The following is a 23864-nucleotide window of genomic DNA, read 5'->3' on the forward strand; positions in this document are numbered from 1 at the left end:
CGCCCGGTCTCCCGGCGGCGGGACGGCAGGATCGCGACCATGGCGATGCTGCACCTGCGGGTGGTGTGTCCGGCGGAGCGCGCCGACGCGGTCGAGTCACTGCTCGAGTCCGAGGTCGGTGCGGTCGCCCGTACGCGCGGCGAGTCGTCGTCCGGCACCGTTCTCGAGGCCGACCTCGCCCGCGAGTGCGCCGACGGCGTGCTCGACGACCTGCGCGACCTCGGCGTGCTCGACGCGGGCATGGTCACCCTCACCGCTCTCGACACCGCGATCGGAGAGGTCGCGCGGCGGGCCGAGGACGCCGCGCCCGGCGAGGGTGCGGACGCTCTCATCTGGGAGGACCTCGCCGCCCGCACCGGCGAGGACTCGACCCTCACCTGGACGTTCGGCGCCTTCATGACGCTGGCCTGCCTGCTCGCCGCGATCGGCGTCGTCACCGACTCGACGATCACCGTCGTCGGCGCGATGGTGGTCGGGCCCGAGTTCGGTCCGCTCGCGGGCCTCGCGGTCGCACTGCTGCACCGCAAGCCGCGGATCGCGCGGGCCGCGGCGCGGGCACTGCTCGTGGGCTTCGTGGTCGCCATGGTCGTCACGGCCCTGTTCGCGGTGGTCGGCCGGGCGGCCGGGCTGTTCGAGCCGTCCGACATCGCGAAGCACACCGAGACCGAGTTCATCTATCAGCCGGGCTGGTTCTCCCTGGTCACGGCGATCGTCGCCGGCGCCGCCGGCATGTTGTCGCTCACCTCGAGCAAGTCGGCGGCGCTCGTCGGGGTGTTCATCTCGGTCACCACGATCCCCGCCGCCGGCAACGCGGCCGTCGCCGCGACGGTGGGTCAGTGGGACCAGGCGGGGCCGTCGCTCGCGCAGCTCGGCATCAACCTGATCGGCATCGTGGTCGCCGGGGTCGCCACCCTGGTCCTGCTCGAGCGACTGCAGACGCGCGGCGGCGTCAAGGCGCCAGGGCACGTCGCATGACGATGCGCTCACCGACGGCGTCGAGGCCGACCTCGGCCTCGTGCTCGCGCAGGGCCCGCACCCCGTCCGAATAATCGCTGGTCCGCGCAAATCCACGAGAGGCGTACCAGGGGCCGTTCCACGGAACGTCCGCGTAGGTGCACAGCGTCATCGACGTGTAGCCCGCGTCCGCCGCCCACCGGCAGGCGTGGTCCAGCAGGCGGCCACCGACCCCCGTGCGCATCGACCCGGGCAGCACGGCGATCTCCTCGAGGTGTGCCTGCCCGTCCACCTCGGTCAGCAGTGCGAACCCGACCGGCGGGTCGCCGGCGACGAACACCGCGATGCGCTCGTCGGGCAGCGACCACGGCAGCTCCGGCAGCGCGTATCCGGCCACGCGGAACACGACTTCGGCGCGGTCGTCGATGTCGGGCAGTCGCGCGAGATCGTCCTCGGTCGCCTCCCGCACGACCGTGGTCGCCGGCGCCGGCCCGGCGACCCCGAGCACGGCGGCCAAGCGGGCCGGACGCTTCGCGGGCACCACGACGTCGACGCCCCGCTCGAGGTGCAGCGTCAGCCCGCCGAAGCGCCCGCTGCGACCGGTCGGCCACCCGAGCACCGGCAGGTCGCGGTCGATGCCGGGCGTGACGGCCGTGATCTCGTCGCGGCGCACCGCCTCCTCGCCCACCCACACCTCGCCGTCGGTGACGACCAGGGACCGGGTGGCCCGGGCCGACGCGATGATGACCGCGAAGGTCCCGCACAGCACCACGGCGGCCACCAGCCAGCCGACGACGTGAGCGGCGGCCCCACCGAGCGAGATGTCCAGCACGAACCCGAGAGCGAGGGCGGCGACCACCCACAGCAGTTCCCGGTACGACCGCCGCTCGACGTACGCGAAGGGCGGTTGCGGACGGTGCTCGTCGGTGTCGTCGGCGGCGGTCACCGCAGCAACGTAGCCGCCTCGACCGCCCAGTAGGTCAGGATCACCGAGGCACCGGCCCGCTTGATCGACGTCAGGGTCTCGAGCATCGTCCGCTCGCGGTCGATCCAGCCGCGCTCGGCGGCCGCCTCGAGCATCGCGTACTCGCCGCTGATCTGATACGCGGCGACCGGCACCGGGGACGCGTCCGCCACGGCCCGCATGATGTCGAGGTAGGGCAGCGCGGGCTTGACCATGACGAGGTCGGCGCCCTCGCCGACGTCGAGCGCGACCTCGGCCAGCGCGTCCGCGACCGTGCGCGAGGCGTCCTGCTGGTAGCTGTTGCGGTCGCCCTTCAGGGACGAGTCGACGGCCTCCCGGAACGGTCCGTAGAAGCCGGACGCGTACTTCGGCGCGTAGGCGAGCACGCCGGTGTCGAGGTGCCCGGCCGTGTCCAGGGCGCGGCGCACGGCGCCGACCTGCCCGTCCATCATCCCGCTGGTGCCGAGCAGGTGCGCCCCTGCCTGCGCCTGCGCGAGCGCCATCGCCTCGTAGCGCTCGAGGGTCGCGTCGTTGTCGACGGCACCGTGGGCGTCGAGCACGCCGCAGTGGCCGTGGTCGGTGAACTCGTCCAGGCACAGGTCGGCCATCAGCACGGTGTCGTCGCCGAGCTCGTCGTGCAGCCGCCGCAGCGCCACGTTGAGGATGCCGTCCGGATCGTCGGCGCCGGAGCCGCGGGCGTCCTTGTCCGTCGGTACGCCGAAGATCATCAGTCCGCCGACGCCGGCCTGCACCGCCTCGACCGCGGCCTTCGCGAGCGAGTCGAGGCTGTGTTGCACGACGCCCGGCATGGACGAGATGGGCTGCGGTTCGGTGAGTCCTTCGCGCACGAACATCGGCAGCACGAGGTCGGACGGGCGCACGTGCACCTCGGACACCAGGCGCCGCAGCGCGGGCGTACGGCGCAGGCGCCGCAGGCGGGTCGTCGGGAACGGGGGCAGCTCGGGCAGGCTCACGCTTCCCAGCGTAGGACGGGGCTCGATCAGCCGACGGCGACGTCGTCCACCCAGAACGTCGTCGGGCTCGACGCGTCGTTGGCGGCGGAGAACGCGAGCGTCACCGACTGTCCCGCGTAGGACGCGAGCGAGGCGGTGTGGCTCTGCCAGGCGCCGGTCGTCGCGGTGTTCGACACAGCGCCGACGGTGGTGCCGCCGAGCTTCACGGTCAGGGTGTCGTGCGTGCCGGACGACTCGGTGGTGGTCATGCGCGTCCACCAGGTGAGCGTCCCGGACGACGGCACCGTGACGGTCTGCGACGCGGTGTCGGTGGCGTTCGTCGTCGCGCCGAGGTGCAGCGAGTGGGTGCCGCTGTGGTGCTGGCTGGTCACGGCGTACGCGCCGGACGAGACCGTCCACCCGCTCGTGCCGCTCTCGAACCCGCCGTTGGTGAGCGACGAGCCCGTCCCGCCGCCGCCGGTCCCGCCACCACCGGTCGCCGTCCCGCCCGCGAGCCACTGGGTGGCGTTCAGCGCGATCGCCGCGTTGGTGCCGGCGGGGTCGTTCCAGCCGTCGTACAGGGTGTTGCCCGACTGTCCGGTGCCGTCGTCGATCGGCGAGCTGTCGCCCCAGAATGCGACGCGTCCGGAGCCGAATGTCGAGGTGGCGACGACGGCACCCGTCGTTCCGGACGCCGACGACCCGCTGCGGTAGACGACCCCGTGCGCGTTCGCGTTGTCCGACGGCTTCAACGTGGCGGTGGTGCCGTTGCGCAGAATCGTCCCCGTGACGGTGCCGAAGGGTCCGTTCACCACGGCGGACGGCGCTGCCGACCCGATCACGTCCGGGTCCTCGTTCGCGATGTTGGCGTAGTCGATCGAGAAGCCGAACGGGTCGGTGCTGTCGACGGAGTTGTTCGTCATCAGGTCGTTGAGCACGTCGACCGAGTCGGACCCGTCGTTGTTGCGGTCGCTCTGGTCGTGATCGCTGATCATGAACAGTCCGCCGCCGTTCTCGACGAACGTCATGATCGCCGTCTTCTCGGACGCCGTGAACAGGATGTTCGGCTCCGGGATCACGAACGCGTCGAAGTTCTTCAGGTCGAGCGAGCCCGTCCCCCCGTAGGTGATCGACCCGGACGACTGCGTCCGCAGTTCGTAGTCGCCGGTCTTCTGCAGGGCCACGCCCCAGGCGGAGATGCCACCGGTCCAGTCGGTCTCCGACGCCGGCGCCGGGTCCTGCGCCGTGGGGTCGGGCTTCGACGTCGAGATGATCCAGTCGGCGTTGCCCGCCTCCTGGGCGGACGTGTCGTCGAACAGCACCCGGTACGGCGGGTCGGCCGCCGTCGCCGGCTGGGGGTGGACGACGGACGACCCGCAGGCCGCTGCGGCGACGACGGACGCGAGGACGAGGGACAGACGCAGGCGCATGCGCGCACCATATCCGGTCAAAGCGGACATACAGGGAACTCCTGTCGAACAGATCTTCAGGCACCCACGGCGCCATGACGCCCGTCCGGCATGAAGATCCACCAACGGAGGTCGATCTTCAGACCGCACCCGCGTGGGAACCCCGGAAACGACGGAAGGCCGCCCCCACCGGGGGCGACCTTCCGTTCGGGACGCAGCGTGTGTCAGCGCGCGGCGCGCCGCGAGGACGACGAGGAGCGGGCGGGCTTCTTCGCCGCGGCGGTGGCCGCCTTCTCCTTCTCGGCGGCGGCACGTTCGACGGCGAACTCGGCGAGCGCGTCGATGAGCGCCGGAACCGTGGCCTCGGCCGGCTGGACGTCGACGCGCAGGCCGAACTCCTTGGCCGTGGCGGCGGTCTGCGGGCCGATGCAGGCGACGACGGTGCGGGCGTGCGGCTTGCCGGCGATGCCCACGAGGTTGCGCACCGTGGACGACGACGTGAAGCACACGGCCTGGAAGCCGCCCGACTTGATCGCGTCGCGGATCTCGGCGGCCGGCGGGGCGGCGCGCACCGTGCGGTACGCGGTGACGTCGTCGATCTCCCAGCCGAGCTCGCGCAGGCCGGCGGCCAGCGTCTCGGTGGCGATGTCGGCCCGCGGCAGCAGCACGCGGTCGATCGGGTCGAGCACCTCGTCGTAGGGCGGGAAGTCGGCGAGCAGCCCCTCGGACGACGCGTTCTCGTCGGACGGCACGAGCTCGGGCTTGATGCCGAACGCGCGGACGGCCTCGGCGGTGGCCGAGCCGACGCAGCCGATCTTCACACCGGCGAAGGCGCGGGCGTCGAGACCGAACTCCTCGAACTTCTCGCGCACGGCGCGGACGGCGTTGGTGGACGTGAAGATGATCCACTCGTAGCGGCCGGTGACGAGGCCCTTGATCGCCCGCTCCATCTGGGTGGGCGTGCGGGGCGGCTCGACGGCGATGGTCGGCACCTCGACGGGCACCGAACCGAAGCCGCGCAGCCGCTCGCTCATCGCGCCCGCCTGCTCCTTGGTGCGCGGCACCAGCACCTTCCAGCCGTACAGCGGACGCGACTCCCACCAGGTGAGCTTGTCGCGCGACGCCGCGGCCTTGCCGATGCTGAGCACGACGCGTCCGCTCATGCCGACCGTGCTGAGGCCGAGGTCGCTGACCTGTCCCACGACGGTCTGCTGACCGGTGGTGGTGCCGGCGCAGCTGACGGCGACAGGGGTGTCGGGCTTGAGGCCGTTGGCGACGAGCCGCTCACCGACCTGCTCGGCGTCCGGCGCCTCGACGGTGATCACGAGCGTGCCGCCGGCGGCGGCGAGGGTCTCGTAGTCGACCTCGTCGAGCTCGGTGATGTCGGCCTCGGTGCGCAGCGAGCCGAGCGGCACGCCGGCGTAGGCGGCGGTGCCCTGGCCGAGCGCGATGCCGGGCACGACGTCGAACGGCACGACGGTCTTGGCGACGGCGAGCGCCTCCTTGACGGCGCTGTCGTCGACGAACGGGTCGCCGGCGACGAGGCGGACGACACCGCGACCCCCCCGGGCCTCGGCCAGCGCGAGCTTGGCGGTGTCGGCGGCGTTGCCCTCGGTCGGCCGCAGCTCGCCGGAGGCGAGGGCGGTGATCGCGGCCGGCACGCCGGCGTCGGCGATGACGAGGTCGGCGGACGCGATCGCGTCGGACGCCCGTCCGGTCAACAGGCCGGGATCGCCGGGACCCGATCCCACGAAGGTGATCCGGCCGACGTTCTTGCGAGCGCGGGTCGTCATGCGGTGCTCCCCATCATCGTTCCTGCATCAACGTGTCGGCGCCGTCGGCGAGCAGCTCGGCGGCGAGCCGCCGGCCGACGCCCTCGGCGTCTGTCATCGGCCCGGTCGCCGACAGCCGGACGGCATCGCTGCCGTCGGGTGCCGTGACCGAACCACGGAGAAAGATCTCGGGACCGTCGTCGCCTTCGGCGATCTCGGCCAGTGCTGCCACGGGTGCTGAGCACCCGGCTTCGAGCGTCGCCAGCAGCGCGCGCTCGGCCGCGACGGCGGCACGGGTCTCGGCGTGGTCGAGCGGTGCGAGCAGCTCGAGCACTCCCGTGTCGTCGGAGCGGCACTCGACCGCGAGGGCCCCCTGCGCGGGCGCGGGGAGCACCTGGATCGGGTCGAGCAACTCGGTCACGATGTCGGACCGGCCGATGCGGCGCAACCCGGCGTGCGCGAGCACGACCGCGTCGAGCTCGCCCTCGGTGACCTTGCGGACCCGGGTGTCGATGTTGCCGCGGATGTCGACGATCTCGACGCCCAGCCCGAGCGCGTGCAACTGGGCGGCCCGCCGCGGCGACCCGGTGCCCACCCGCGAACCGGGCGGCAGCTCACCGAGGGTGAGGCCGTCACGGGCGACGAGCGCGTCGCGGGAGTCCTCCCGGGCCGGCACCGCGGCGACGGCGATGCCCTCGGCGGGTGCGGTCGGCAGGTCCTTGTAGGAGTGGACCGCGATGTCGATCTCACCGGCGAGCAGCGCGTTGCGCAGCGCGGACACGAACACGCCCGTGCCGCCGAGCTGGGTCAGCGACTCGTTCGAGCGGTCGCCCTCGGTGGAGATCGTGACGATCTCGGTTGGTGAATCCAACCGATCGACGACGAGGCCGGTCTGCGTGCGGGCGAGCAGGCTCGCGCGGGTGCCGACGCGAATGGTGCGGACGGCGGTCATCTCACCGGCCTCCCGTCGCTCTTCTTGACGGCGGCGACCGACTCGGCCGCGGCCGGGTCGAGTCCGAACAGCTCGCGCAGCGCGGCGGCGTAGGCGTCGCCGCCCGGCGTGGCCGCGAGTTCCTTCACGCGGACGGTCGGCGCGTGCAGGACCTTCTCGACGGCTCGGCGGACGGCCTCGGCGACCTCGTGGCGCTCGCCCGGGGCGAGGTCGGGCAACCGCCCGTCCAGGCGGGACAGCTCGGCGTCGACCACCTGCTTGGCGCGGGCGCGCAGCGCGGTGACGGTCGGCGCGACCGCCAACCGCTGCTGCGCGATCAGGTAGGCACTCAGCTCGTCGGCGACGATGCCGGTGGCCGCGGCGACGGCGTCGTCGTCCGCGTCCGCCCCGCCGCGCAGCGACTCGAGGTCGACGTAGGTGATGCCGGGGACGACGGCGACGGCCGGGTCGACGTCGCGCGGCAGCGCGATGTCGAGCACGACGAGCGGACGGTCCTCGCGCGGGCCGATCTGGTCGGCCTCGACGACGATGCCGGTCGAGCCGGTGCACGACACCACGACGTCGGCGTCGGCGATGACGGCGGGAAGCTCGTCGAGCGTGGCGGTCGACGCGTCGAGCGTCTCGGCGAGCCGCGCCGCGCGCTCGGGCGATCGGTTGGCGAGCACGATCCGTCCGATGCCGCGCCGTCGCAGGGTGGCGCCGGCGAGCGCGCCCATCGACCCGGCGCCGACGACCACGGCGGTGCGTCCGGCCAGCGAGCCGAGTGCAGCCTCCGCACGGTCGAGCGCGACGGACACGATGGAGGCGCCCGCCTTGTCGATGCCGGTCTCGCTGTGCACCCGCTTGCCGACCCGAAGCGCGGTCTGGGTGAGGTCGTGCAGCACGCTGCCGACCGACCCGGCGTCGGTGCCCAGTGCATACGCCTGGCGCAGCTGGCCGAGGATCTGCGACTCGCCGACGACCATCGAGTCGAGGCCCGCGGCGACGCTGAACATGTGCTCGACGGCGGCCTCGGCGAAGTGCACGTAGCAGTGCTCCGACAGGTCACCGACCGGCATGCCCGAGTGGCGGGCGAGCACCGAACGGATCTCGAAGTCGCCGGGGTGGAAGCGCGGTACGTCGGCGTAGACCTCGACCCGGTTGCAGGTCGAGAGCAGCAGCACCTCGCTGATCGTCTCGGCGACGTGCAACTCGTCCAGGGCCTTGCGCAGGTCGTCGCCCGAGACGGACACGCGCTCGAGCACCGACACCGGAGTGGTGCGGTGCGACAGACCCACGACGATCATGCTCACGAGCCGGACGCCTTCCGTGCGATGGCGGCGGCCGCCTTGCGGTTCTCGTGGAACGAGAGGATCTGCAGTTCCGCGGCGAGGTCGACCTTGCGGACGTCGACGTGCTCGGGCACGGACACCACGACCGGCGCGAAGTTCAGGATGCTGGTGACGCCGGCGGCGACGAGCCGGTCGCACAACTCCTGCGCGACCTTGCCCGGCACCGCGAGCACCGCGATGGTGATGCCCTCGGCGGCGACGACCGCGTCGAGCTCGGCGATGTCGCGCACCGTCATGCCGTGGATGTCGGTGCCGACGATGCGCGGGTCGGCGTCGAGCAGCGCCGCCACCCGGAAGCCCCGGGACGCGAACCCCGCGTAGCCCGCGAGGGCCTGGCCGAGGTTGCCGACGCCGACGAGGGCGACCGAGCGATGGACGGTGAGTCCGAGCGTCCGCGAGATCTGCTGGGTGAGCGTGGTGATCTCGTAGCCGACGCCCCGGATGCCGTACGACCCCAGGTAGGACAGGTCCTTGCGCAGCTTCGCGGAATTCACCCCGGAGAGGGCGGCGAGTTCCTCGGACGACACGGTCGTGAGGGAACGTTCGGTCAGCTGCGTCAGCACGCCGAGGTAGGTGGCGAGCCGCGCGACGGTGGCGTCAGGGACGCTGCGCGGGTCGGTCATCGGCACCTCGGAGGTCCGGTGTGGCGGCCCGCCTCGCGGCGCGCGCCACCCGGTGTGGTAGGGAAGCTGGCTCGACCCGACGGTACGCGGCTCGTGAAAGTTTTCCCAAATCGCGAAGCCCGTGATAGTGGGGCCCGCCGGCGGTCGGACCTACCGTGCGACGGCCTTCCGGAAGCGCTTCTCCTCGACGCGCCAGTAGCCGTGTTCCCTGCCGTCGATCAACACCACGGGGACGCGGTCGGAGTACTCGGCCCGCAATTCCTCGGCGGCGTCGACGTCCGCCTCGCGGTAGCGGAAGCCGAGCTCGGCCGACAGCCGGCGCAGGACCTGCTCGGCCTCCTCGCACAGGTGGCATCCGATGCGGGTGACGAGGGTCACGACGTGGTCACTGGGTGCCATCGATGGCCTCCTGCCGCAGCTGCCACTTCTGCACCTTTCCGGTGACGGTGTGGGGCAGTCCCGGCACCACCTCGATGCTCGCCGGCACCTTGAAGCGGGCGAGCGAGGCGGACGCGCGGGTGCGCAGACCGTCCGGGTCGAGGCGGGCGCCCGGTGCGGGCACCACGAACGCGTGCACGGCCTCGCCGGTGCGCTCGTCCGGCACCCCGACCACGGCGGCCTCCGCGACACCGGGAAGCGACATCAGCACCGTCTCGACCTCGGCGGGGTAGACGTTGAACCCGCTGACGATCACCAGGTCGGTCGTCCGGCCGACGATGCGCAACCGGCCGTCGGCGTCGGCGACCGCGATGTCGCCGGTCGCGAACCAGCCGTCCGCGTCCGGGCCGTCGCGGCCGTCGGGCCAGTAGCCGCTGAAGAGGTTGGGGCCGCGGACGTGGATGCGCCCCGGGTCACCGTCGGCGACCGGACCCTCGGCCTCGCCGCGCGGCAGCGCGTCGCGCAGCACCACCTCGACCCCGGGCAAGGGGCGGCCGACGCTGCCGGCCGCGGCGAGCGGGGCGTCGGCCGGGGTGCTCAGCGCGACCACGGGCGCGGCCTCGGTCAGGCCGTACCCGTCGTAGAGCGGCACGCCGGCCTCCGAGTAGGTCTCGACCAGGCCCCGCCCGAGGCGCGTCGACCCGGACATCGCGAAGCGGACCGTGCCGAACGCGGCGGGGAACGCGTCGGTGCCCGCCCAGGCGGCGTAGTGGCCGGGCGTCGCGAGCACGACGGTGACCTGTTCCTCTGCCATGGTGGCGAGCGAGCCGGCGGGGTCGAACACGTCGGCGAGCACGATCCGGGCGCCCGCGCGCAGCGCCGTGGCGAGGCCCGCGTTCAGCCCGAGGATGTGCGAGAGCGGCACCGGGAGGAACACCACGTCGTCCGGGCGCAGCAGCGGCGGGTCGAGGGCGAGGAGTTGCTCGACATCGGCCAGCAGGGCACCGCCGGTGAGCATCGCGCCTTTGCCCCTGCCGGAGGTTCCGCTCGTGTAGAGCAGTGCGGCGAGGTCGTTCCCGTTCCGCGACACGTCCGGACGCTCCGCCGCGGGGGCGGCGAGCAGTTCGCCGATCGCGTCCGCGCTGATGCGCACACCGGCGCCCGAGTCCTCGAGGATGTGGTCGACCTCGCGCGGCGTGTAGGACGGGTCGACCGGCACGGCCACGCACCCGGCCCGCAGCACGCCGAGGTAGGCGACGACGAATCCCGCGCCGGTCGGCAGCTCGACGCTGACGCGGTCACCGGGCTCCGTGCGCGAGCGCAGTGCCGCGGCGGCGCGGGTCACGGCGTCGTCCAGCCGCGCCCAGGTCCACCGGTCGCCGGCGTCGACGAGCGCGACGGTGTCGGGCGTGCGCGCCGCGGTCGTGGCCAGCAGGTCCGCCGGGGTGGCGGGAAGGGGCGGCGGTGTCATGGGGCCTCCTCATCGGCACGTGCGGTGACCGGCCGTCACCGTGTGCCCGGCGCCGGTGTCCGGTTCGAGCGGTTCGAGAGGTTCGAGAGGTTCGAGAGGTTCAAGAGGTTCGAGTGCGCGACTCCGGGATGACCGTCGGGTTCCGGTCCGAGCGTTGCCATTCCGTGCCGAGGAGGCAAGCTGAGGTGAGTGCACGGTCGTACCCGGGAACCACGGGTGCACCGTCGACGCGCAGCGGCCGGACAGATCGCGTCGTCGGGGTTGACCGTGATCGAACCGGAACATAAGTTAGCGCCGAATTTACACGCGCCCGAGACGCGTGGGCTCACGCCGGAACCACCGGTGCCCGAGGCCCCGTCCAGAGCCCGGAAGGCATGCCATGACACGACATGCGCCGCGCTCTGCTGCCGCGCGCGTGTCGCGCGACGACAGGCCCGGGTCGCTGTCCGCTCTCGCTGCCCTCGTCAACGACGTCCTCGCCGCGCGGGGTACGCGCCTGCGTCCTGCTTTCGCGCACGGTCCCGTCGGCTTCGGCGCCGGGACGTACCTGACGATCGCTGCGGGTCCGACCGGCGGGCCCGTCGGCGCGCCCTCGCGGCCTCGCCCCGCCCCCCGTCCGACGGCCGTGGCGCCGGCGTCGACGCCCACCGACGGGCCGGACGAGCCCTCCGGAGACCTCTCCGCCCACACCGCCGCCGACACCGTCGACGAGACGCACGTCGAGGTCTGGGAACTCGTCAACCGCGCCCAGGCCGGCGACGGCGAGGCGTTCGGCCTGCTCTACGACCGTTACGTCGACCAGGTCTTCCGCTTCATCTACTACCGCGTCAACGACCGGGCACTCGCCGAGGACTTCACGAGCGAGACGTTCCTGCGGGCGCTGCGGCGCATCGGTTCGATCAGCTACCAGGGCCGCGACATCGGCGCCTGGTTCGTCACCATCGCCCGCAACATCGTGCTCGACCACCTCAAGTCGGCCCGCAACCGGCTCGAGACCACCACCGGCGACACGATCGAGCACAAGGAGACCGAGCGCAGCACCGAGGCGGCCGTGCTCGAGACGCTGCAGTCGGAGCGGCTCATGGCCGCCGTCCGCCAACTCGGTGACGAGCAGCGCGAGTGCATCATGCTGCGCTTCATCCAGGGTCTGTCGGTGGCCGAGACGGCCGCGATCATGGGCAAGAACGACGGCGCGATCAAGGCCCTGCAGCACCGCGCGGTGCGCAAGCTCGCCGACCTGATCGGCAGTGACCTCTCATGACGCTGCAGCTCGCCCGACACGGGACCTCCGGCCCGGTAACCGCGGCCGTCGCCACTCGTTGGACCAGGTGCGGACGGAATCCGGCGCCCACCGCGGCGCCGCTCCGTGACCGTGTCGCTGGGTGGCGGGTGTCCGACGGGACGCCCGGAAACGGGAGTGGGAACCGATGATCGAGCACCGGGTCAGGCTGCGGGGGCGGCCACGACTGCGCCGGTATCCCGATCCGGCGGAGTCCCCCGACCCGCGGGTGCAGTCCGTCCTCGCCCAGCTCGAGGCGCTGCGCGAGGCCCCGGCCGCCGCGCCCGACCGTGACTTCCGCGCCGAACTGCGCGCCCAGCTCGTCGCCGTCGCGCCCCGCATCGTCGCCGAGGGCGACCCCACGCCGGTGCGGCCCCGTCCGATGCCGCACCGGGCGGCCGTGTCGCCCGCCACGTCCCCCGCCGCCGCCACGAGCGCGGCGACCCGCGAGGGCCCCCGGCGGGAGCGCGTCCGCATCACGATCGGCCGTCCGCTGGCCGTCGTCGCGACCATGATCACCGTGCTGGGCCTCGTCCTCGCCGGTGCCGTGTGGATGAGCCAGAAGGCGGTTCCGGGCGACGCCCTCTACGGCCTCAAGCGGGCCAGCGAGCGATTCGAGCTGTCGCTGGCCGACAACGACACCGAACGCGCCCAGGACCACCTCGACTTCGCCCGTGAGCGCGTCGACGAGGCGCGCCGGCTCGCCGGGCGCCCGTCCGCGTCGGGCACGGGGCTCAGCGCCGACGGGTTGTCCGGTGAGACCAGCGGGCTCATCGCCGACGCCCTGGCCGCCGCCGACGGCGACACCCGCACCGCCACGAAGCTGCTCGGCACCGTGGCCGTCGACGACGGCTCCGGCCGGGCGCTCGACCCGCTCGTCGACTGGTGGCCGGCGCAGCGCACTTCGCTGGCAGCCCTGTCGAAGCGCCTTCCGTCCGGGACCAGGGCCGGTGCCGCCGCGAAGCGGTCGCTGTCGATTCTCGAGAAGGCGAAGGCGCGGGCGGCGGCGCTGCAGGAGCGGGCCGACTGCAAGTGCCTCAAGGGCGCGCGCACCGACGACTTCGGACCGGTACCGACCTCGGCCACGGCGCCGCGGACGACGACGCCGGGCCGCTCCACGCCGACCCAGCGGCCCACCCGGTCGACGCCGCGCCGCACGACGCCGGGCACGAAGCCCGGCACGACGACCGGCACCACGACGGGCAGGCCGGCCCCGCGCACCACGCCCGCGGCGCCGTCCTCGACGCCGAGCCGCAAGCCGGGGCTGCAGCTGCCGCCCATCCTGCCCTCGCTGCTGCCGCAGCAGCCGGGTGCCGGCGGTGCGTCGCCGTCACAGACCTGCGTGATCAACATCCTGGGCATCAAGATCTGCCGCTGAGAGCCGGGCCGCGGTCGCGAGCGCCCTCGTTAGGCTGACGACCGTGGACTCGGGGCGCCGGACGACTCCTCCCGGAGCTGATCGCGGGTCCCAGCGGGCGTCCCACCGTGCCGCGCACCGGGCCCCGGCACCGACCATCCCGTTCGACGTCACCGCGGCCGCGTTCTTCGACGTCGACAACACGATGATGGTCGGGGCGTCGATCTTCCATTTCGCGCGCGGTCTCGCGGCCCGCAACTTCTTCTCGTGGCGCGACCTCGTCCGCTTCACCGCCCGCCAGGCCCGGCTGCGGCTGCGCGGCGAGTCGCACGACGACATGCACTCGTCGCGGGAGTCGGCGCTCGCGTTCGTCGCCGGCAAGAGCGTGGCCGAGGTGGTGGCGCTGGGCGAGGAGATCTACGACGAGGAGATGTCGGACAAGATCTGGCGCGGCACCGAGGCGCTCGCCCGCATGCACATCGACGCCGGCCAGCGGGTCTGGCTGGTCACCGCGACCCCGGTCGAGCTGGCCCGCATCATCGCCGACCGGCTCGGCCTGACCGGCGCGTTGGGCACCGTCGCCGAGAGCCGGGACGGCATCTACACCGGACACCTCGTCGGCGAGGTGCTGCACGGCCAGGACAAGGCGGACGCCGTGCGGACGCTCGCCGCCGCCGAGGGCCTCGATCTCGCGAAGTGCTCGGCCTACTCCGATTCGATCAACGACCTGCCGCTGCTGTCGATGGTCGGACGGGCCGTCGCCGTCAATCCCGACTCCGCCCTGCGCGCGGAGGCGAAGCGCCACGGCTGGGAGATCCGCGACTTCCGGACCGGGCGCAAGGCCGCCAAGATCGGCATCCCCACCGCACTGGGCCTGGGCGCCGCCGGCGGCGGGGTCGCCGCGGGCATCGCCGTCCACCGCGCCCGGCGCGCCCGGGACACCCCGTGGAACCGCGCCGTCCGCGCGACCCGGTCCGTGGTGCCCCGCCGCCGTCGGCGCCGCTTCGCCCGCTGAGGTCCGCGGGACGCGAGTACGCGTCGCTCCCTACGGACGGGGAGGACAACGCCGCGACCGCTGCGTCCCGCGGGACGCGGGGAATCAGGTTTCGCGTCGCAAGGCGGACGACGAAGGCCATAGCTCGCTATGGACGAGGAGGACAACGCCGCGACAGCTGAGTTCCCGGGACGCGGGGAATCAGGTTTCGCGTCGCAAGGCGGACGACGAAGGCCATAGCTCGCTATGGACGAGGAGGACAACGCCGCGAGGCGGAAGCTGAGCCCCGCGTCAGCGCCAGACGGAGGCGCGGTGGCGTAACAGGCGATAGAGCGAGTGCTGGATGGTCTCGCGTACCCGGTCGGCCAGTTCGAACACGCTGAGCGGGTCGTCGGCGGCGTCGTCCGGCAGAGCGTCGGTGGCGATGGGCGCGCCGAACTCGATGTACCACTTGCTCGGCAGCGGCACGAGTCCGAGCGGTCCGAGCCACGGGAAGGTCGGCGTGAGCGGGAAGTACGGCAGGTCGAGCATGCGGGCGATCGTGCGGGCGTTGCCGAGCACGGGGTGGATCTCCTCGGACCCGATGATCGACACCGGCACGATCGGCACCCGCGCCCGGATCGCCGACTGCACGAAGCCGCCACGGCCGAAGCGTTGCAAGCGGTACCGCTCGGCGAACGGCTTGCCGATGCCCTTGAACCCCTCGGGCCACACCCCGACGAGCTCGCCGCGGCCGAGCAGCCGGTCGGCGTCGTCCGGGCAGGCGAGCGTGCTGCCGGCCTTCCGGGCGAGGTGTCCGACGCCGGGGGTGCGGAACAGCAGGTCGGCGGCGAGCGGGCGCAGGTAGCGCCGGCCGCCGGTCTCGAGGTGCACCGCCATGGCGGTCATGGCGGCGTCGATCGGCCACAGCCCGCCGGCGTGGTTGGCGACGAGCAGGGCACCGCCGTCGGCGGGGATGTGGTCGACACCGTTCGTCTCGACGCGGAACCAGCGGTCGTACACCGGGCGCAGCAGCGGGAGCAGTCCCTCGGAGGCCATGTGCGGGTCGAAGCCGAACTCGTCGACGTCGTAGTCGGCCGCGAGCCGCCGGCGTGCGAACGCCAGAGCGGCGCGCGCCGGCGCGGCAACGCGCTCCCGCCCGGGGGTGGGCGCCCGGCGCGCCGTGCGGGCGGCGCCGGGCATCGACACCACGGCGGCGGGTCCGGACGCCGGATCGGACGTCTCGCGCCGGGACGCGAGCCGCCGCGCGAGCGCGGTCGCGGTCTCGCCGGTGAGCGGGATGATGCGGGCGCCGTTCACGACGCACCCCGCGGGGCGAGCGGCACCCGCGGCCACGGCGCCCGCCGCCGGGCCGACGGACGGTGGCCGAGGTCGTCCGCGGCCTCTGCCGACGAGTGGCGGGGTGCGTAACCGAACCCGTGGCGCAGTGCGCTCGTGTCCATCACGCGCCCGTACGCCAGGTGGCGCAGGTCGTCGGAGCTGAAGTCGGCGATGCCGGTGTTGCGGACGAGCCCGCCGACGGCGCGGACGGCCGGCGGCAGCACCGGCAGGGCGAGGCGACCGGAGCGTCGCACCAGCTGCCGCAGCGTGATGACGCCGTCGCCGGCGACGTTGAACGTGCCGGGGTGTTCGCCGGTGGCGGCCCGGCGCAGCACCTCGACGGCGTCCGACTCGTGCACGAGCTGCAACCGTGGGTCGTATCCGAGCGGTACCGGCACGACGGGCCGGCTCAGGTAGCGCGTGAACGCCGAGTCGGTGGCGCCGCCCACGACCTCGGCGAGGCGCAGGACGGTGGTGCGCACGTCCGGACGGCGGCGCGCGAATCCGCGCAGGTAGCTCTCGACCTCGATCGCGTCCTTGGACAATCCCGAGCGCGGCCCGCGGGCCGGCGGCGTGTGCTCGGCGAACACGGCCGGCGCCGACGCGCCGCAGCCGTACACCGCCGCCGTCGAGCGGAGCACGACCGTGCGGACGGTGTCGGATTTCTGGCACGCCGCGAGCAGCTGCATCGTGCCGATGACGTTCATCTCCTGCATCGGCACGCGACCGCCGATGCCCCGTGCGGACGCCATGAGCGCCGCGTGCACGACGGTCGTGACCCCGGCCTGGCTCATCACCTTCGCGACGAGCGGGTTGCGGATGTCGGCGCGGACGAACTCGGTGCGGCCGAGTGCGGGCAGATCGGCGGTGCGCGGCAGTTGCGTGTCGATGCCGATGATGCGCTCGACCGACGGGTCGGCGGACAGCTGCGCCGCCAGGCGTCCGCCGAGATGGCGGCTGACTCCCGCGATCAGGACGACGTGGGACACGCGGCGACCGTCCTTCCGGCATGCCGTCGGGACGCCCGCGCCGATGCGGGCGGAGCTCGAAAGGGGTGAGGCCGGGTTACTTCTTGTTGCGGCGCTGCACGCGGGTGCGCTTGAGAAGCTTGCGGTGCTTCTTCTTGGCCATCCGCTTGCGCCGCTTCTTGATCACAGAACCCATGAAGTACCTCGCCCTAGGAAAGACAACGAAGGACGACTCTACCTGGCCCCGAGAAGGGGCTGGAACGGAGGAAAGACGCTGGGTCGAACGTCTCAGCGGTAGGCGCCGGCAACAGAGAAGTGCCGGGGAGGCGGGCCAGCTACCCCGCTTCGATGAACGCGTCGCGCAGGTAGTCGTGGACGGCCTTCTCGGGGACCCGGAAGCTGCGTCCGACGCGGACGGCGGGCAGGTCGCCGCCGTGCACCATGCGGTAGACCGTCATCTTCGACACGCGCATGACCGTGGCCACCTCGGCGACGGTCAGGAATTTCACGTCCGACAGGGCAGGGTCGACCGGACGGATGGAGGGCTGCGCCTGGGGCGAGCCGTCGTCCTTCTTCGCGGGCATGCGTCACCGACACCTTCGGCACGTGTCGGGTCGCCGGCTTCCCCACCGGCGATCTGGACACGCACGTGCTGACTCCGAGACTAGCGGTACTGATGTGGCCTATGCGATACCTGAGCGCACCCCAAATGACGAACCGATGGTGCGATTCGTCCGGGTACGCGGCAATCGCGCACTACGCAGTGGGGACGACACGCGGGGCCGTCCCCATTCGTGGCGCGTGAGCGACGGGTCGGGGCACCCGGTGGACGGGTCGCGTCAGCCCGCGCCGAGCTCGCGACTGCGGCGGGCGGCGGCCGCGACGGCCTCGCCGACGGCGGTGCGCAGACCGTGCCGCTCGAGCTCGCGCACCCCGGCCGCCGTCGTGCCGCCGGGGCTGGTGACGGCCTCGCGCAGCAGGACGGGGTGATCACCCGACTCGTTCAGCATCGTGGCGGCCCCGAGGGCCGTCTGCACGGCCAGTTCGGTGGCCAGCGGGCGCGGCAGTCCCTCGCCCACCGCAGCCTCGGTGAGTGCCTCGACCAGCAGGTACACGTACGCCGGCCCGGAGCCGGAGACGGCGGTCACGGCGTCGAGCTGGTGCTCGGGCACCCGCACGACCCGTCCGACCGCGGCGAGCAACTGCTCCGCGGCGTCCAGATGGTCGTCGGCGGCATGCGTGCCGCCGCTGATCGCGGTCATCCCCAACCCGACGAGCGCGGGGGTGTTGGGCATGCACCGCACGACCGGAACACCGTCGGGAAGCGGCGCCTCGAGCCGCGCGGTGGGGACGCCCGCCGCGACGGACACCACCAGATGGCCGGACGAGAGCACCGGGGCCACCGAGTCCAGCGCGGCCGCGACGTCGTGGGGCTTCACGGCGATCACCACCACGGCCGCGCCGGCCGCGGCCTCGGCGGCGTCGACGACGCGCACGCCGTAGGTGTCGGCCAGGTAGCGGGCGCGCTCGGCGTACTTCTCGCTGACCGTGACCTGCTCAGGGGTGCGACCGGCCCGCAGCAAACCGCTGAGCAGGGCCTCGCCCATCTTGCCGCCGCCGAGCAGCGCGACCGTGGTGGTGTCCATGGCGAGCACGGTAACGACGGTGGGTCACCCGACGGGCGCGGACACCAGGTGGAGCCGGCAGTACGCAAGGGCCTCGGCGAGATCGGCCTCGCGCTCGGCGCGGTCGAGCGCGCGCCGCGTGTTGATCTCGACGACCACGTGCCCGTCGAAGTCGCGGGCGGCGAGCCGCTCGAGCACGTCCGCGCACGGCTGCGTGCCGCGACCGGGCACGAGGTGCTCGTCCTTCGGCACGCCGGTGCCGTCCGCGATGTGCAGGTGGGTCAACCGGTCGCCCATCGTGGCGAGCATGACGAGCGCGTCCGACCGGGACACGGCGGTGTGCGAGAGGTCGAGCGTGTAGTCGGGGTACGGCTCGCCCTCGACGACGTCCCAGGACGGCTCGTACGCCGACACCTCCCGTCCGCGCAGCCGCGCCGGGAACATGTTCTCGACGGCGAACCGGACGTCCGTCTCGTCGCCCATCCGCTTGATGCCCTCGTGGAAGCGGCGGGCGTAGCCGCGCTGCCAGCGGAACGGCGGGTGCACGACGACGGTCTGCGCGCCCAGCAGTTCGGCGGCGGCCCGGGCGCGCTTGAGTTTCGTCCAGGGCTCGGTCGTCCAGACCCGCTGGGTGACGATCAGGCACGGCGCGTGCACCGCGAGAACGGGCACGCCGTAGTGCTGGGACAGGCGGTCGAGAGCGACCGGGTCCTGGCTGACCGGGTCGGTCCACACCATGACCTCGACACCGTCGTAACCGAGCTTCGCTGCGAGCTCGAACGCGACCGCGGTGCCCTCGGGATAGACGGACGCCGTCGACAGCCCGACCTTGGCCCGCGAGGGCCGCAGCGGTCGTGGGTCAGGCACCGTCGATCCAGTCGAGCCGCCGCAGGATCACGCCCTCACGCAGCGCCCAGGGGCACAGTTCGAGCACGTCGACGCCGAGCGCGTCCATCGCGCCCAGCGCGACGACCGCGCCGGCGAGGGTCTGGTGCGCCCGCCCGACACTGACGCCGTCGAGCTCGGCCAGATCGGCCGAGGCCATGCGCGAGATGAAGGACGTGACCTGCTGCAGCCCCGTCCGGGTGAGCAGCCGCCGCACGCGCGGTCCCTCCGAGCTCGGCGCGGCGCCGGCGAGGCGCGCGAGCGTCCGGAAGGTCTTGCTGGTCGCGACCACCCGGTCGGGGCTCCCGGCGGCGACCAGCTTGCGGGCGGGCACGGCGAGCGTGTCGGCGACGTACTCGCGCAGCTCGGCGACCTCGGACTTCGTGCCCGGGTCCTCGGTGAACCACTCGCGGGTCAGCCGGGCGGCGCCGAGCGGCACGGAGAACGCCAGCGCGGGGTCCTCGTCACGCCCGGCGGCCAGCTCGAGCGAGCCGCCGCCGATGTCGAGACTGACGAGGTTGCCGGCGCTCCAGCCGAACCAGCGGCGGACGGCGAGGAACGTCAGGCGGGCCTCGTCCTCGCCGGAGAGCACCTCGAGGCTGACGCCGGTCTCCTTGCCCACCCGCTTGAGCACCTGCGCGCTGTTGCCGGCGTCGCGCACCGCGGACGTCGCGAACGCGACGAGCTCGTCACAGCCCAGCTCGGCGGCGTCGTCGCGGGCGTTGATGACGGCGGTGACGAGGCTGTCGGCCCCCGCCTCGGCGAGATCGCCGTCCTTGTCGATGTGCTCGGCCAGGCGCAGCTCGACCTTGCGGGACAGCTGCGGGGTGGGCTGGGCGCCGCGGTGCGCGTCGACGACGAGCAGGTGGACGGTGTTGGAGCCGACGTCCAGCACACCGAGTCGCACAGTCGCGACAGTAGCGCCTGCGCATGTCGGTGGGGTTGCGGTCGTACCCTCGCCGAGTGGCCCAGCATGTCCCCGAAGTGCCCCTGGACTTCCCCCGCGAATGGATCGAGTTCTTCGACCCCGACGACGCGGAACACCTCATCCGCGCCGACCTCACCTGGCTCACCTCGCGCTGGACGTGCATCTTCGGACGGGGCTGTCACGGGACCGTCCAGGGCCAGGCCACTACGGGGTGCTGCAACCACGGGGCGTACTTCACCGACAAGGACGACGAGAAGCGGACGAAGAAGTTCGCCGCGCAGCTGACCCGTGAGCAGTGGCAGCTCTACGACGAGGGCCACCGGACGACCAAGCAGGGCAAGCGCAAGCTCGACTTCAGCGAGCCGGTCGAGGACGACCCGGAGGGACGGAGCAAGACCCGCACCGTCGACGGCGCGTGCGTGTTCGCCAACCGCGAGGGCCATCCCGGGGGCATCGGCTGTGCTCTGCACGGCCTGGCGCTCACCCTCGGTCTCAACCCCCTCGAGACCAAGCCCGAGGTGTGCTGGCAGTTGCCGGTGCGGCGCGAGCAGGAGTGGATCGACCGTCCGGACGAGACCAAGATCCTGCGCAGCACGCTGGCCGAGTTCGACCGCCGCGGCTGGGGCGAGGGCGGCCACGACCTCGACTGGTACTGCACCTCGTCACCCGAGGCCCACGTCGGCGGCGAGCCGATGTACCTGTCCTACGGTCCGGAGCTGGTCGCACTCATCGGGCAGGCCGCCTACGACGAATTGGCGCGCATCTGCGCAAAACGCCTCGAGCTCGGCCTCGTCGCAACCCACCCCGCAACGAAGAAAGCGCTGGAAGCGGGGAAGAGCAGCGCTCGGTGAGGCGACGCTAGATCGCCTTGCAGCAGAGAAGTGCCGGGGAGGCGGTCTAGCTCAGGACTCGAACTTGTAGCCCAGGCCGCGGACGGTGACGAGGTACTTCGGCGTGGCGGGGTCGGGTTCGATCTTGGCGCGCAGCCGCTTGACGTGCACGTCCAGGGTCTTGGTGTCTCCGACGTAGTCGGCGCCCCAGACGCGGTCGATGAGCTGGCCGCGGGTGAGCACCCGCCCGGCGTTGCGCAGCAGCAACTCGAGCAGGTCGAACTCCTTCAGCGGCAGCTGCACCTGCTGGCCGTCGACGGTGACGACGTGACGCTCGACGTCCATGCGGACGGGGCCGGCCTCGACCACGTTGAGCATGAGTTCCTCGGGCTCGGCGCCGCGCCGCAGCACCGCCCGGATGCGGGCGACGAGCTCACGGGACGAGAAGGGCTTCGTGACGTAGTCGTCCGCGCCGAGCTCGAGACCGACGACCTTGTCGACCTCGCTGTCACGTGCCGTGACCATGATGATCGGCACGTGCGAGCGCGTGCGCAGCTCGCGGCACACCTCGGTGCCGGACAGGCCGGGCAGCATGAGGTCGAGCAGCACCAGGTCGGCGCCGCTGCGGTCGAAGGTCACCAGGGCGTCGTGGCCGGTGGCCGCGATCTCGACCTCGTAGCCCTCGCGACGCAGCATGTACGACAGCGCGTCGGAGAACGACTCCTCGTCCTCGACAACCAGCACTCGCGTCATGCGCGCTTCTCCTCTGCTTCGGCGATGGTCATCGGCGCCCGATGCCACGAGCGGCCACCGCTGCGGCCTCGTCCGCATCGTCGGACGTTGCCGACGATGGACGATCCGAGTGAACGCGTGGTAGCCGGATGGTGAATGTAGATCCGGAGCGGTCCGCGCTCCACACGGAGACCGTCCCCAGGTGGTTGGTGACGATGTTCTTCACGATGGCGAGACCGAGTCCCGTGCCGCCCGTGGCGCGGCTGCGGGCCGGGTCGACGCGGTAGAAGCGTTCGAAGATGCGCTCGCGCTCGCCCTCGGCGATGCCGATGCCCTGGTCGGTGACCGAGATGTCGACGGTCGGACGGGCGTCGATGTCGGTCGACAGCTGCGCCGTCACCGCGACGCGGGTGCCTGTGGGGCTGTAGGAGATCGCGTTGTCGACGAGGTTGGCGACCGCGGTGGCCAGCTGCGCCTCGTTGCCGCGGACCTCCAGCTGTCCGGAGTACGCACCGGTGACCGTGATGTCGGCCTGTTCGGCGGCCAACCGGGTGCGGTCGAGGGCCTCGTCGATGATGTCGCCGACCGCGACGATGCCGGCACCGGGCATCGGGTCGACACCCTGCACCCGCGACAGCTCCATCAGCTCGTCCACCAGCTTCGCGAGCCGTCCGCCCTCGTGCTGGATTCGGCCGGCGAACCGGCTGACCGCCTCGGGGTCGTCGGCCGCCTCCTGGATGGTCTCGGCCAGCAGCGTGAGGGCCCCGACCGGCGTCTTGAGCTCGTGGGAGACGTTGGCCACGAAGTCGCGGCGAACGGCCTCCAGCCGGCGGTGCTCGCTCACGTCGGTGAGCAGCAGGCACACGGCCGCGACGCGCTCGTCCGACCCGACCAGCAGCGGCACGGCGTTGACGGACAGCGCGATCGGTTCGCGGCCGAGCCGTCCGATCGGCAGGTCGACGCCGGCGCTGCAGGTCGTCGCCGACTCGAGGGAGCGGCGCACGAGCGCGATCAGCCCGGGGAAGGCGAGCGAGTCGTCGGCGAGGATGCCCATGGCCCGGGCGGCCGGGTTGACCAGCACCGCCCGCTCCTCGCGGTCGACCACCACGACGCCGTGGTCGAGCGCCTCGACCACCAGCGAGGCCAGGCTGCGATCGACCGGGACGGTGGGCGCAGCGGCGGCCGCCGGCTCCGAGCGGGGCGCGTCGGCGTCGTCGGGACGGTACTGTTCCGAGCGTCGGCGGCCGGCCACGGCGACGCCGAGCACCACGCCCGCGGCGAGGGCCGCGAGCGCGACCAGTGTCAGCAGGACCGGCACGACTTCGATGGTACGGCCGGGCATCGTGCGTACCCGTCCCGACAAGGGGGTGCAGACGTGCGGCTACGTGCTGTTCATCTTCACGTTGCGCGACGTTCAGATCGGTTGCACGCCAGGGTCGTTCTCGTCGCGGAAGGTCGGGCCCATGCGTGACGCCTTCCACGACGAGATGGACGAGATCGGCGCCGGCGTCGCCGAGATGATCCGTCTCGTCGGCGCCGCCATCGAGCAGGCCACCGGCGCCCTGCTCGACGCCGACCTGCGCCGCGCCGAGCGCGTCATCGAGGCGGACGGCCAGGTCGACGACCTGCGCGTCGACCTCGAGGACCGCACGTTCCGCATGATCGCGCGGCAGCAGCCGGTCGCCACGGACCTGCGCACGCTCATCACCACGCTGCACATCACCGCCGACCTCGAGCGCATGGGCGACCTCGCCCTGCACGTCGCGAAGATCGCCCGGCTGCGCTTTCCCGAGTTGGCCGTGCCCGAGGACGCCCGCGACGTGATCGCCCAGATGGGTGAGGTCGCGCAGTCGCTCGTGGTCAAGGTGGCCGACGTCGTCGACGGTCGCGACATCCAGCTCGCCCAGGCCATCGAGGCCGAGGACGACTCGATGGACGCGCTGCGCCGCAAACTGTTCACCCTCGTGCTGTCACCGCGCTGGGCGCACGGCACCGAGGCCGCGATCGACATGACGCTGCTCGGCCGCTACTACGAGCGCTACGCCGACCACGCCGTCGCGGTCGCCCGCCGCATGGTCTTCATCGTCACCGGCGAGCGTCCGGGGCCCGCCGCGAACGGGCTCGCCGGCCTGCGCTGAG

The 23864-nt window shown here is 72.7% G+C and carries 24 protein-coding genes; 6 read left to right on the top strand and 18 right to left on the bottom strand.

What is annotated here, in order from left to right; genetic code table 11:
- Nucleotides 1-45: 45 nt before the first annotated feature.
- Complete coding sequence (locus tag ACYVP9_RS10365) at nt 46-975, top strand: DUF389 domain-containing protein (RefSeq protein ID WP_460605061.1); 930 nt, start codon at nt 46-48, stop codon at nt 973-975.
- On the opposite strand, the gene ACYVP9_RS10370 is transcribed toward ACYVP9_RS10365, so the two are convergent.
- From ACYVP9_RS10370 to ACYVP9_RS10410, 9 genes are all read right to left on the bottom strand, one after another.
- Nucleotides 950-1900: a GNAT family N-acetyltransferase gene (locus ACYVP9_RS10370; protein ID WP_460604726.1), complete on the bottom strand. Its 951-nt coding sequence runs from the start codon at nt 1898-1900 to the stop codon at nt 950-952. The genes ACYVP9_RS10365 and ACYVP9_RS10370 overlap by 26 nt on opposite strands.
- Nucleotides 1897-2892: a porphobilinogen synthase gene (gene hemB, locus ACYVP9_RS10375; protein ID WP_460604727.1), complete on the bottom strand. Its 996-nt coding sequence runs from the start codon at nt 2890-2892 to the stop codon at nt 1897-1899. The genes ACYVP9_RS10370 and hemB overlap by 4 nt, the downstream gene beginning before the upstream one ends.
- Before the next feature lie 26 nt (nt 2893-2918).
- Complete coding sequence (locus ACYVP9_RS10380; protein ID WP_460604728.1) at nt 2919-4301, bottom strand: hydrolase; 1383 nt, start codon at nt 4299-4301, stop codon at nt 2919-2921.
- A 203-nt stretch (nt 4302-4504) separates the two neighbouring features.
- Nucleotides 4505-6073, bottom strand: coding sequence for a bifunctional uroporphyrinogen-III C-methyltransferase/uroporphyrinogen-III synthase (locus ACYVP9_RS10385; protein WP_460604729.1), 1569 nt, complete (start codon nt 6071-6073; stop codon nt 4505-4507).
- 13 nt (nt 6074-6086) lie between these two features.
- Nucleotides 6087-7004, bottom strand: coding sequence for a hydroxymethylbilane synthase (gene hemC, locus ACYVP9_RS10390; protein WP_460604730.1), 918 nt, complete (start codon nt 7002-7004; stop codon nt 6087-6089).
- Nucleotides 7001-8296, bottom strand: a complete 1296-nt coding sequence (locus ACYVP9_RS10395) for a glutamyl-tRNA reductase (RefSeq protein ID WP_460604732.1) — start codon at nt 8294-8296, stop codon at nt 7001-7003. The genes hemC and ACYVP9_RS10395 overlap by 4 nt, the downstream gene beginning before the upstream one ends.
- A complete protein-coding gene (locus tag ACYVP9_RS10400) occupies nt 8293-8958 on the bottom strand; it encodes a redox-sensing transcriptional repressor Rex (RefSeq protein WP_460604733.1) in 666 nt (221 codons plus the stop codon). Before ACYVP9_RS10400 ends, ACYVP9_RS10395 begins: the two co-directional genes overlap by 4 nt.
- A gap of 150 nt (nt 8959-9108) precedes the next feature.
- On the bottom strand, nt 9109-9357 hold the full coding sequence (locus tag ACYVP9_RS10405) for a glutaredoxin family protein (RefSeq protein WP_460604734.1): 249 nt from the start codon (nt 9355-9357) through the stop codon (nt 9109-9111).
- Nucleotides 9344-10807, bottom strand: coding sequence for an acyl-CoA synthetase family protein (locus ACYVP9_RS10410; protein ID WP_460604735.1), 1464 nt, complete (start codon nt 10805-10807; stop codon nt 9344-9346). The genes ACYVP9_RS10405 and ACYVP9_RS10410 overlap by 14 nt, the downstream gene beginning before the upstream one ends.
- A gap of 379 nt (nt 10808-11186) precedes the next feature.
- Here ACYVP9_RS10410 and ACYVP9_RS10415 point away from each other — a divergent pair, with 379 nt between their 5' ends.
- The 3 genes from ACYVP9_RS10415 to ACYVP9_RS10425 all read left to right on the top strand — a co-directional run bounded on the left by ACYVP9_RS10415 (nt 11187) and on the right by ACYVP9_RS10425 (nt 14458).
- Complete coding sequence (locus ACYVP9_RS10415; protein WP_460604736.1) at nt 11187-12068, top strand: sigma-70 family RNA polymerase sigma factor; 882 nt, start codon at nt 11187-11189, stop codon at nt 12066-12068.
- A 166-nt stretch (nt 12069-12234) separates the two neighbouring features.
- Complete coding sequence (locus ACYVP9_RS10420; RefSeq protein ID WP_460604737.1) at nt 12235-13464, top strand: DUF5667 domain-containing protein; 1230 nt, start codon at nt 12235-12237, stop codon at nt 13462-13464.
- A gap of 43 nt (nt 13465-13507) precedes the next feature.
- On the top strand, nt 13508-14458 hold the full coding sequence (locus ACYVP9_RS10425) for an HAD family hydrolase (protein ID WP_460604738.1): 951 nt from the start codon (nt 13508-13510) through the stop codon (nt 14456-14458).
- Nucleotides 14459-14728: 270 nt separating this feature from the next.
- Here the strand turns inward: ACYVP9_RS10425 and ACYVP9_RS10430 are convergent, their stop codons facing one another.
- The 7 genes from ACYVP9_RS10430 to ACYVP9_RS10460 form a co-directional block, all read right to left on the bottom strand.
- Complete coding sequence (locus ACYVP9_RS10430; protein WP_460604739.1) at nt 14729-15736, bottom strand: lysophospholipid acyltransferase family protein; 1008 nt, start codon at nt 15734-15736, stop codon at nt 14729-14731.
- A complete protein-coding gene (locus ACYVP9_RS10435) occupies nt 15733-16746 on the bottom strand; it encodes a Rossmann-fold NAD(P)-binding domain-containing protein (RefSeq protein ID WP_460604740.1) in 1014 nt (337 codons plus the stop codon). Before ACYVP9_RS10435 ends, ACYVP9_RS10430 begins: the two co-directional genes overlap by 4 nt.
- Nucleotides 16747-16822: 76 nt before the next feature.
- Nucleotides 16823-16921: a 30S ribosomal protein bS22 gene (locus tag ACYVP9_RS10440; RefSeq protein WP_003948845.1), complete on the bottom strand. Its 99-nt coding sequence runs from the start codon at nt 16919-16921 to the stop codon at nt 16823-16825.
- Nucleotides 16922-17060: 139 nt separating this feature from the next.
- Nucleotides 17061-17309 carry a helix-turn-helix domain-containing protein gene (locus ACYVP9_RS10445; RefSeq protein ID WP_460604741.1) on the bottom strand — a complete coding sequence of 83 codons (249 nt, stop codon included), beginning with the start codon at nt 17307-17309 and terminating at the stop codon, nt 17061-17063.
- 255 nt (nt 17310-17564) lie between these two features.
- Nucleotides 17565-18371, bottom strand: coding sequence for a pyrroline-5-carboxylate reductase (gene proC / locus ACYVP9_RS10450; protein ID WP_460604742.1), 807 nt, complete (start codon nt 18369-18371; stop codon nt 17565-17567).
- A gap of 24 nt (nt 18372-18395) precedes the next feature.
- A complete protein-coding gene (locus ACYVP9_RS10455) occupies nt 18396-19199 on the bottom strand; it encodes a sugar phosphate isomerase/epimerase family protein (protein WP_460605062.1) in 804 nt (267 codons plus the stop codon).
- Between the two features lie 10 nt (nt 19200-19209).
- A complete protein-coding gene (locus ACYVP9_RS10460; RefSeq protein ID WP_460604743.1) occupies nt 19210-20142 on the bottom strand; it encodes a Ppx/GppA family phosphatase in 933 nt (310 codons plus the stop codon).
- A 23-nt stretch (nt 20143-20165) separates the two neighbouring features.
- Between ACYVP9_RS10460 and ACYVP9_RS10465 the strand changes: the two genes are divergently transcribed.
- A complete protein-coding gene (locus ACYVP9_RS10465) occupies nt 20166-21014 on the top strand; it encodes a hypothetical protein (RefSeq protein ID WP_460604744.1) in 849 nt (282 codons plus the stop codon).
- Between the two features lie 51 nt (nt 21015-21065).
- Here ACYVP9_RS10465 and ACYVP9_RS10470 read toward each other — a convergent pair whose 3' ends face one another.
- Both ACYVP9_RS10470 and ACYVP9_RS10475 read right to left on the bottom strand, forming a co-directional pair.
- Nucleotides 21066-21746, bottom strand: a complete 681-nt coding sequence (locus ACYVP9_RS10470) for a response regulator (protein ID WP_460604745.1) — start codon at nt 21744-21746, stop codon at nt 21066-21068.
- Between the two features lie 28 nt (nt 21747-21774).
- Nucleotides 21775-23043 (bottom strand): sensor histidine kinase, encoded by a 1269-nt coding sequence (locus ACYVP9_RS10475; protein ID WP_460604746.1) that lies wholly within the window; start codon nt 23041-23043, stop codon nt 21775-21777.
- Between the two features lie 145 nt (nt 23044-23188).
- On the opposite strand from ACYVP9_RS10475, the gene phoU reads away from it, so the two are divergent.
- Nucleotides 23189-23863: a phosphate signaling complex protein PhoU gene (gene phoU, locus ACYVP9_RS10480; RefSeq protein ID WP_460604747.1), complete on the top strand. Its 675-nt coding sequence runs from the start codon at nt 23189-23191 to the stop codon at nt 23861-23863.
- Nucleotide 23864: the final 1 nt, after the last annotated feature.

The organism is Jatrophihabitans fulvus, assembly GCF_054781375.1.

What these genes read in the sequence shown, in the direction of transcription:
- ACYVP9_RS10420 (WP_460604737.1), top strand. Translation starts at nt 12,235, where the DNA reads ATGATCGAGCACCGGGTCAGGCTGCGGGGGCGGCCACGACTGCGCCGG.
- ACYVP9_RS10380 (WP_460604728.1), bottom strand. Translation starts at nt 4,301, where the DNA reads ATGCGCCTGCGTCTGTCCCTCGTCCTCGCGTCCGTCGTCGCCGCAGCG.
- hemC (WP_460604730.1), bottom strand. Translation starts at nt 7,004, where the DNA reads ATGACCGCCGTCCGCACCATTCGCGTCGGCACCCGCGCGAGCCTGCTC.
- ACYVP9_RS10410 (WP_460604735.1), bottom strand. Translation starts at nt 10,807, where the DNA reads ATGACACCGCCGCCCCTTCCCGCCACCCCGGCGGACCTGCTGGCCACG.
- phoU (WP_460604747.1), top strand. Translation starts at nt 23,189, where the DNA reads ATGCGTGACGCCTTCCACGACGAGATGGACGAGATCGGCGCCGGCGTC.
- ACYVP9_RS10445 (WP_460604741.1), bottom strand. Translation starts at nt 17,309, where the DNA reads ATGCCCGCGAAGAAGGACGACGGCTCGCCCCAGGCGCAGCCCTCCATC.
- ACYVP9_RS10385 (WP_460604729.1), bottom strand. Translation starts at nt 6,073, where the DNA reads ATGACGACCCGCGCTCGCAAGAACGTCGGCCGGATCACCTTCGTGGGA.
- ACYVP9_RS10470 (WP_460604745.1), bottom strand. Translation starts at nt 21,746, where the DNA reads ATGACGCGAGTGCTGGTTGTCGAGGACGAGGAGTCGTTCTCCGACGCG.
- ACYVP9_RS10400 (WP_460604733.1), bottom strand. Translation starts at nt 8,958, where the DNA reads ATGACCGACCCGCGCAGCGTCCCTGACGCCACCGTCGCGCGGCTCGCC.
- ACYVP9_RS10465 (WP_460604744.1), top strand. Translation starts at nt 20,166, where the DNA reads ATGTCGGTGGGGTTGCGGTCGTACCCTCGCCGAGTGGCCCAGCATGTC.
- proC (WP_460604742.1), bottom strand. Translation starts at nt 18,371, where the DNA reads ATGGACACCACCACGGTCGCGCTGCTCGGCGGCGGCAAGATGGGCGAG.
- ACYVP9_RS10415 (WP_460604736.1), top strand. Translation starts at nt 11,187, where the DNA reads ATGACACGACATGCGCCGCGCTCTGCTGCCGCGCGCGTGTCGCGCGAC.
- ACYVP9_RS10405 (WP_460604734.1), bottom strand. Translation starts at nt 9,357, where the DNA reads ATGGCACCCAGTGACCACGTCGTGACCCTCGTCACCCGCATCGGATGC.
- ACYVP9_RS10365 (WP_460605061.1), top strand. Translation starts at nt 46, where the DNA reads ATGCTGCACCTGCGGGTGGTGTGTCCGGCGGAGCGCGCCGACGCGGTC.
- ACYVP9_RS10440 (WP_003948845.1), bottom strand. Translation starts at nt 16,921, where the DNA reads ATGGGTTCTGTGATCAAGAAGCGGCGCAAGCGGATGGCCAAGAAGAAG.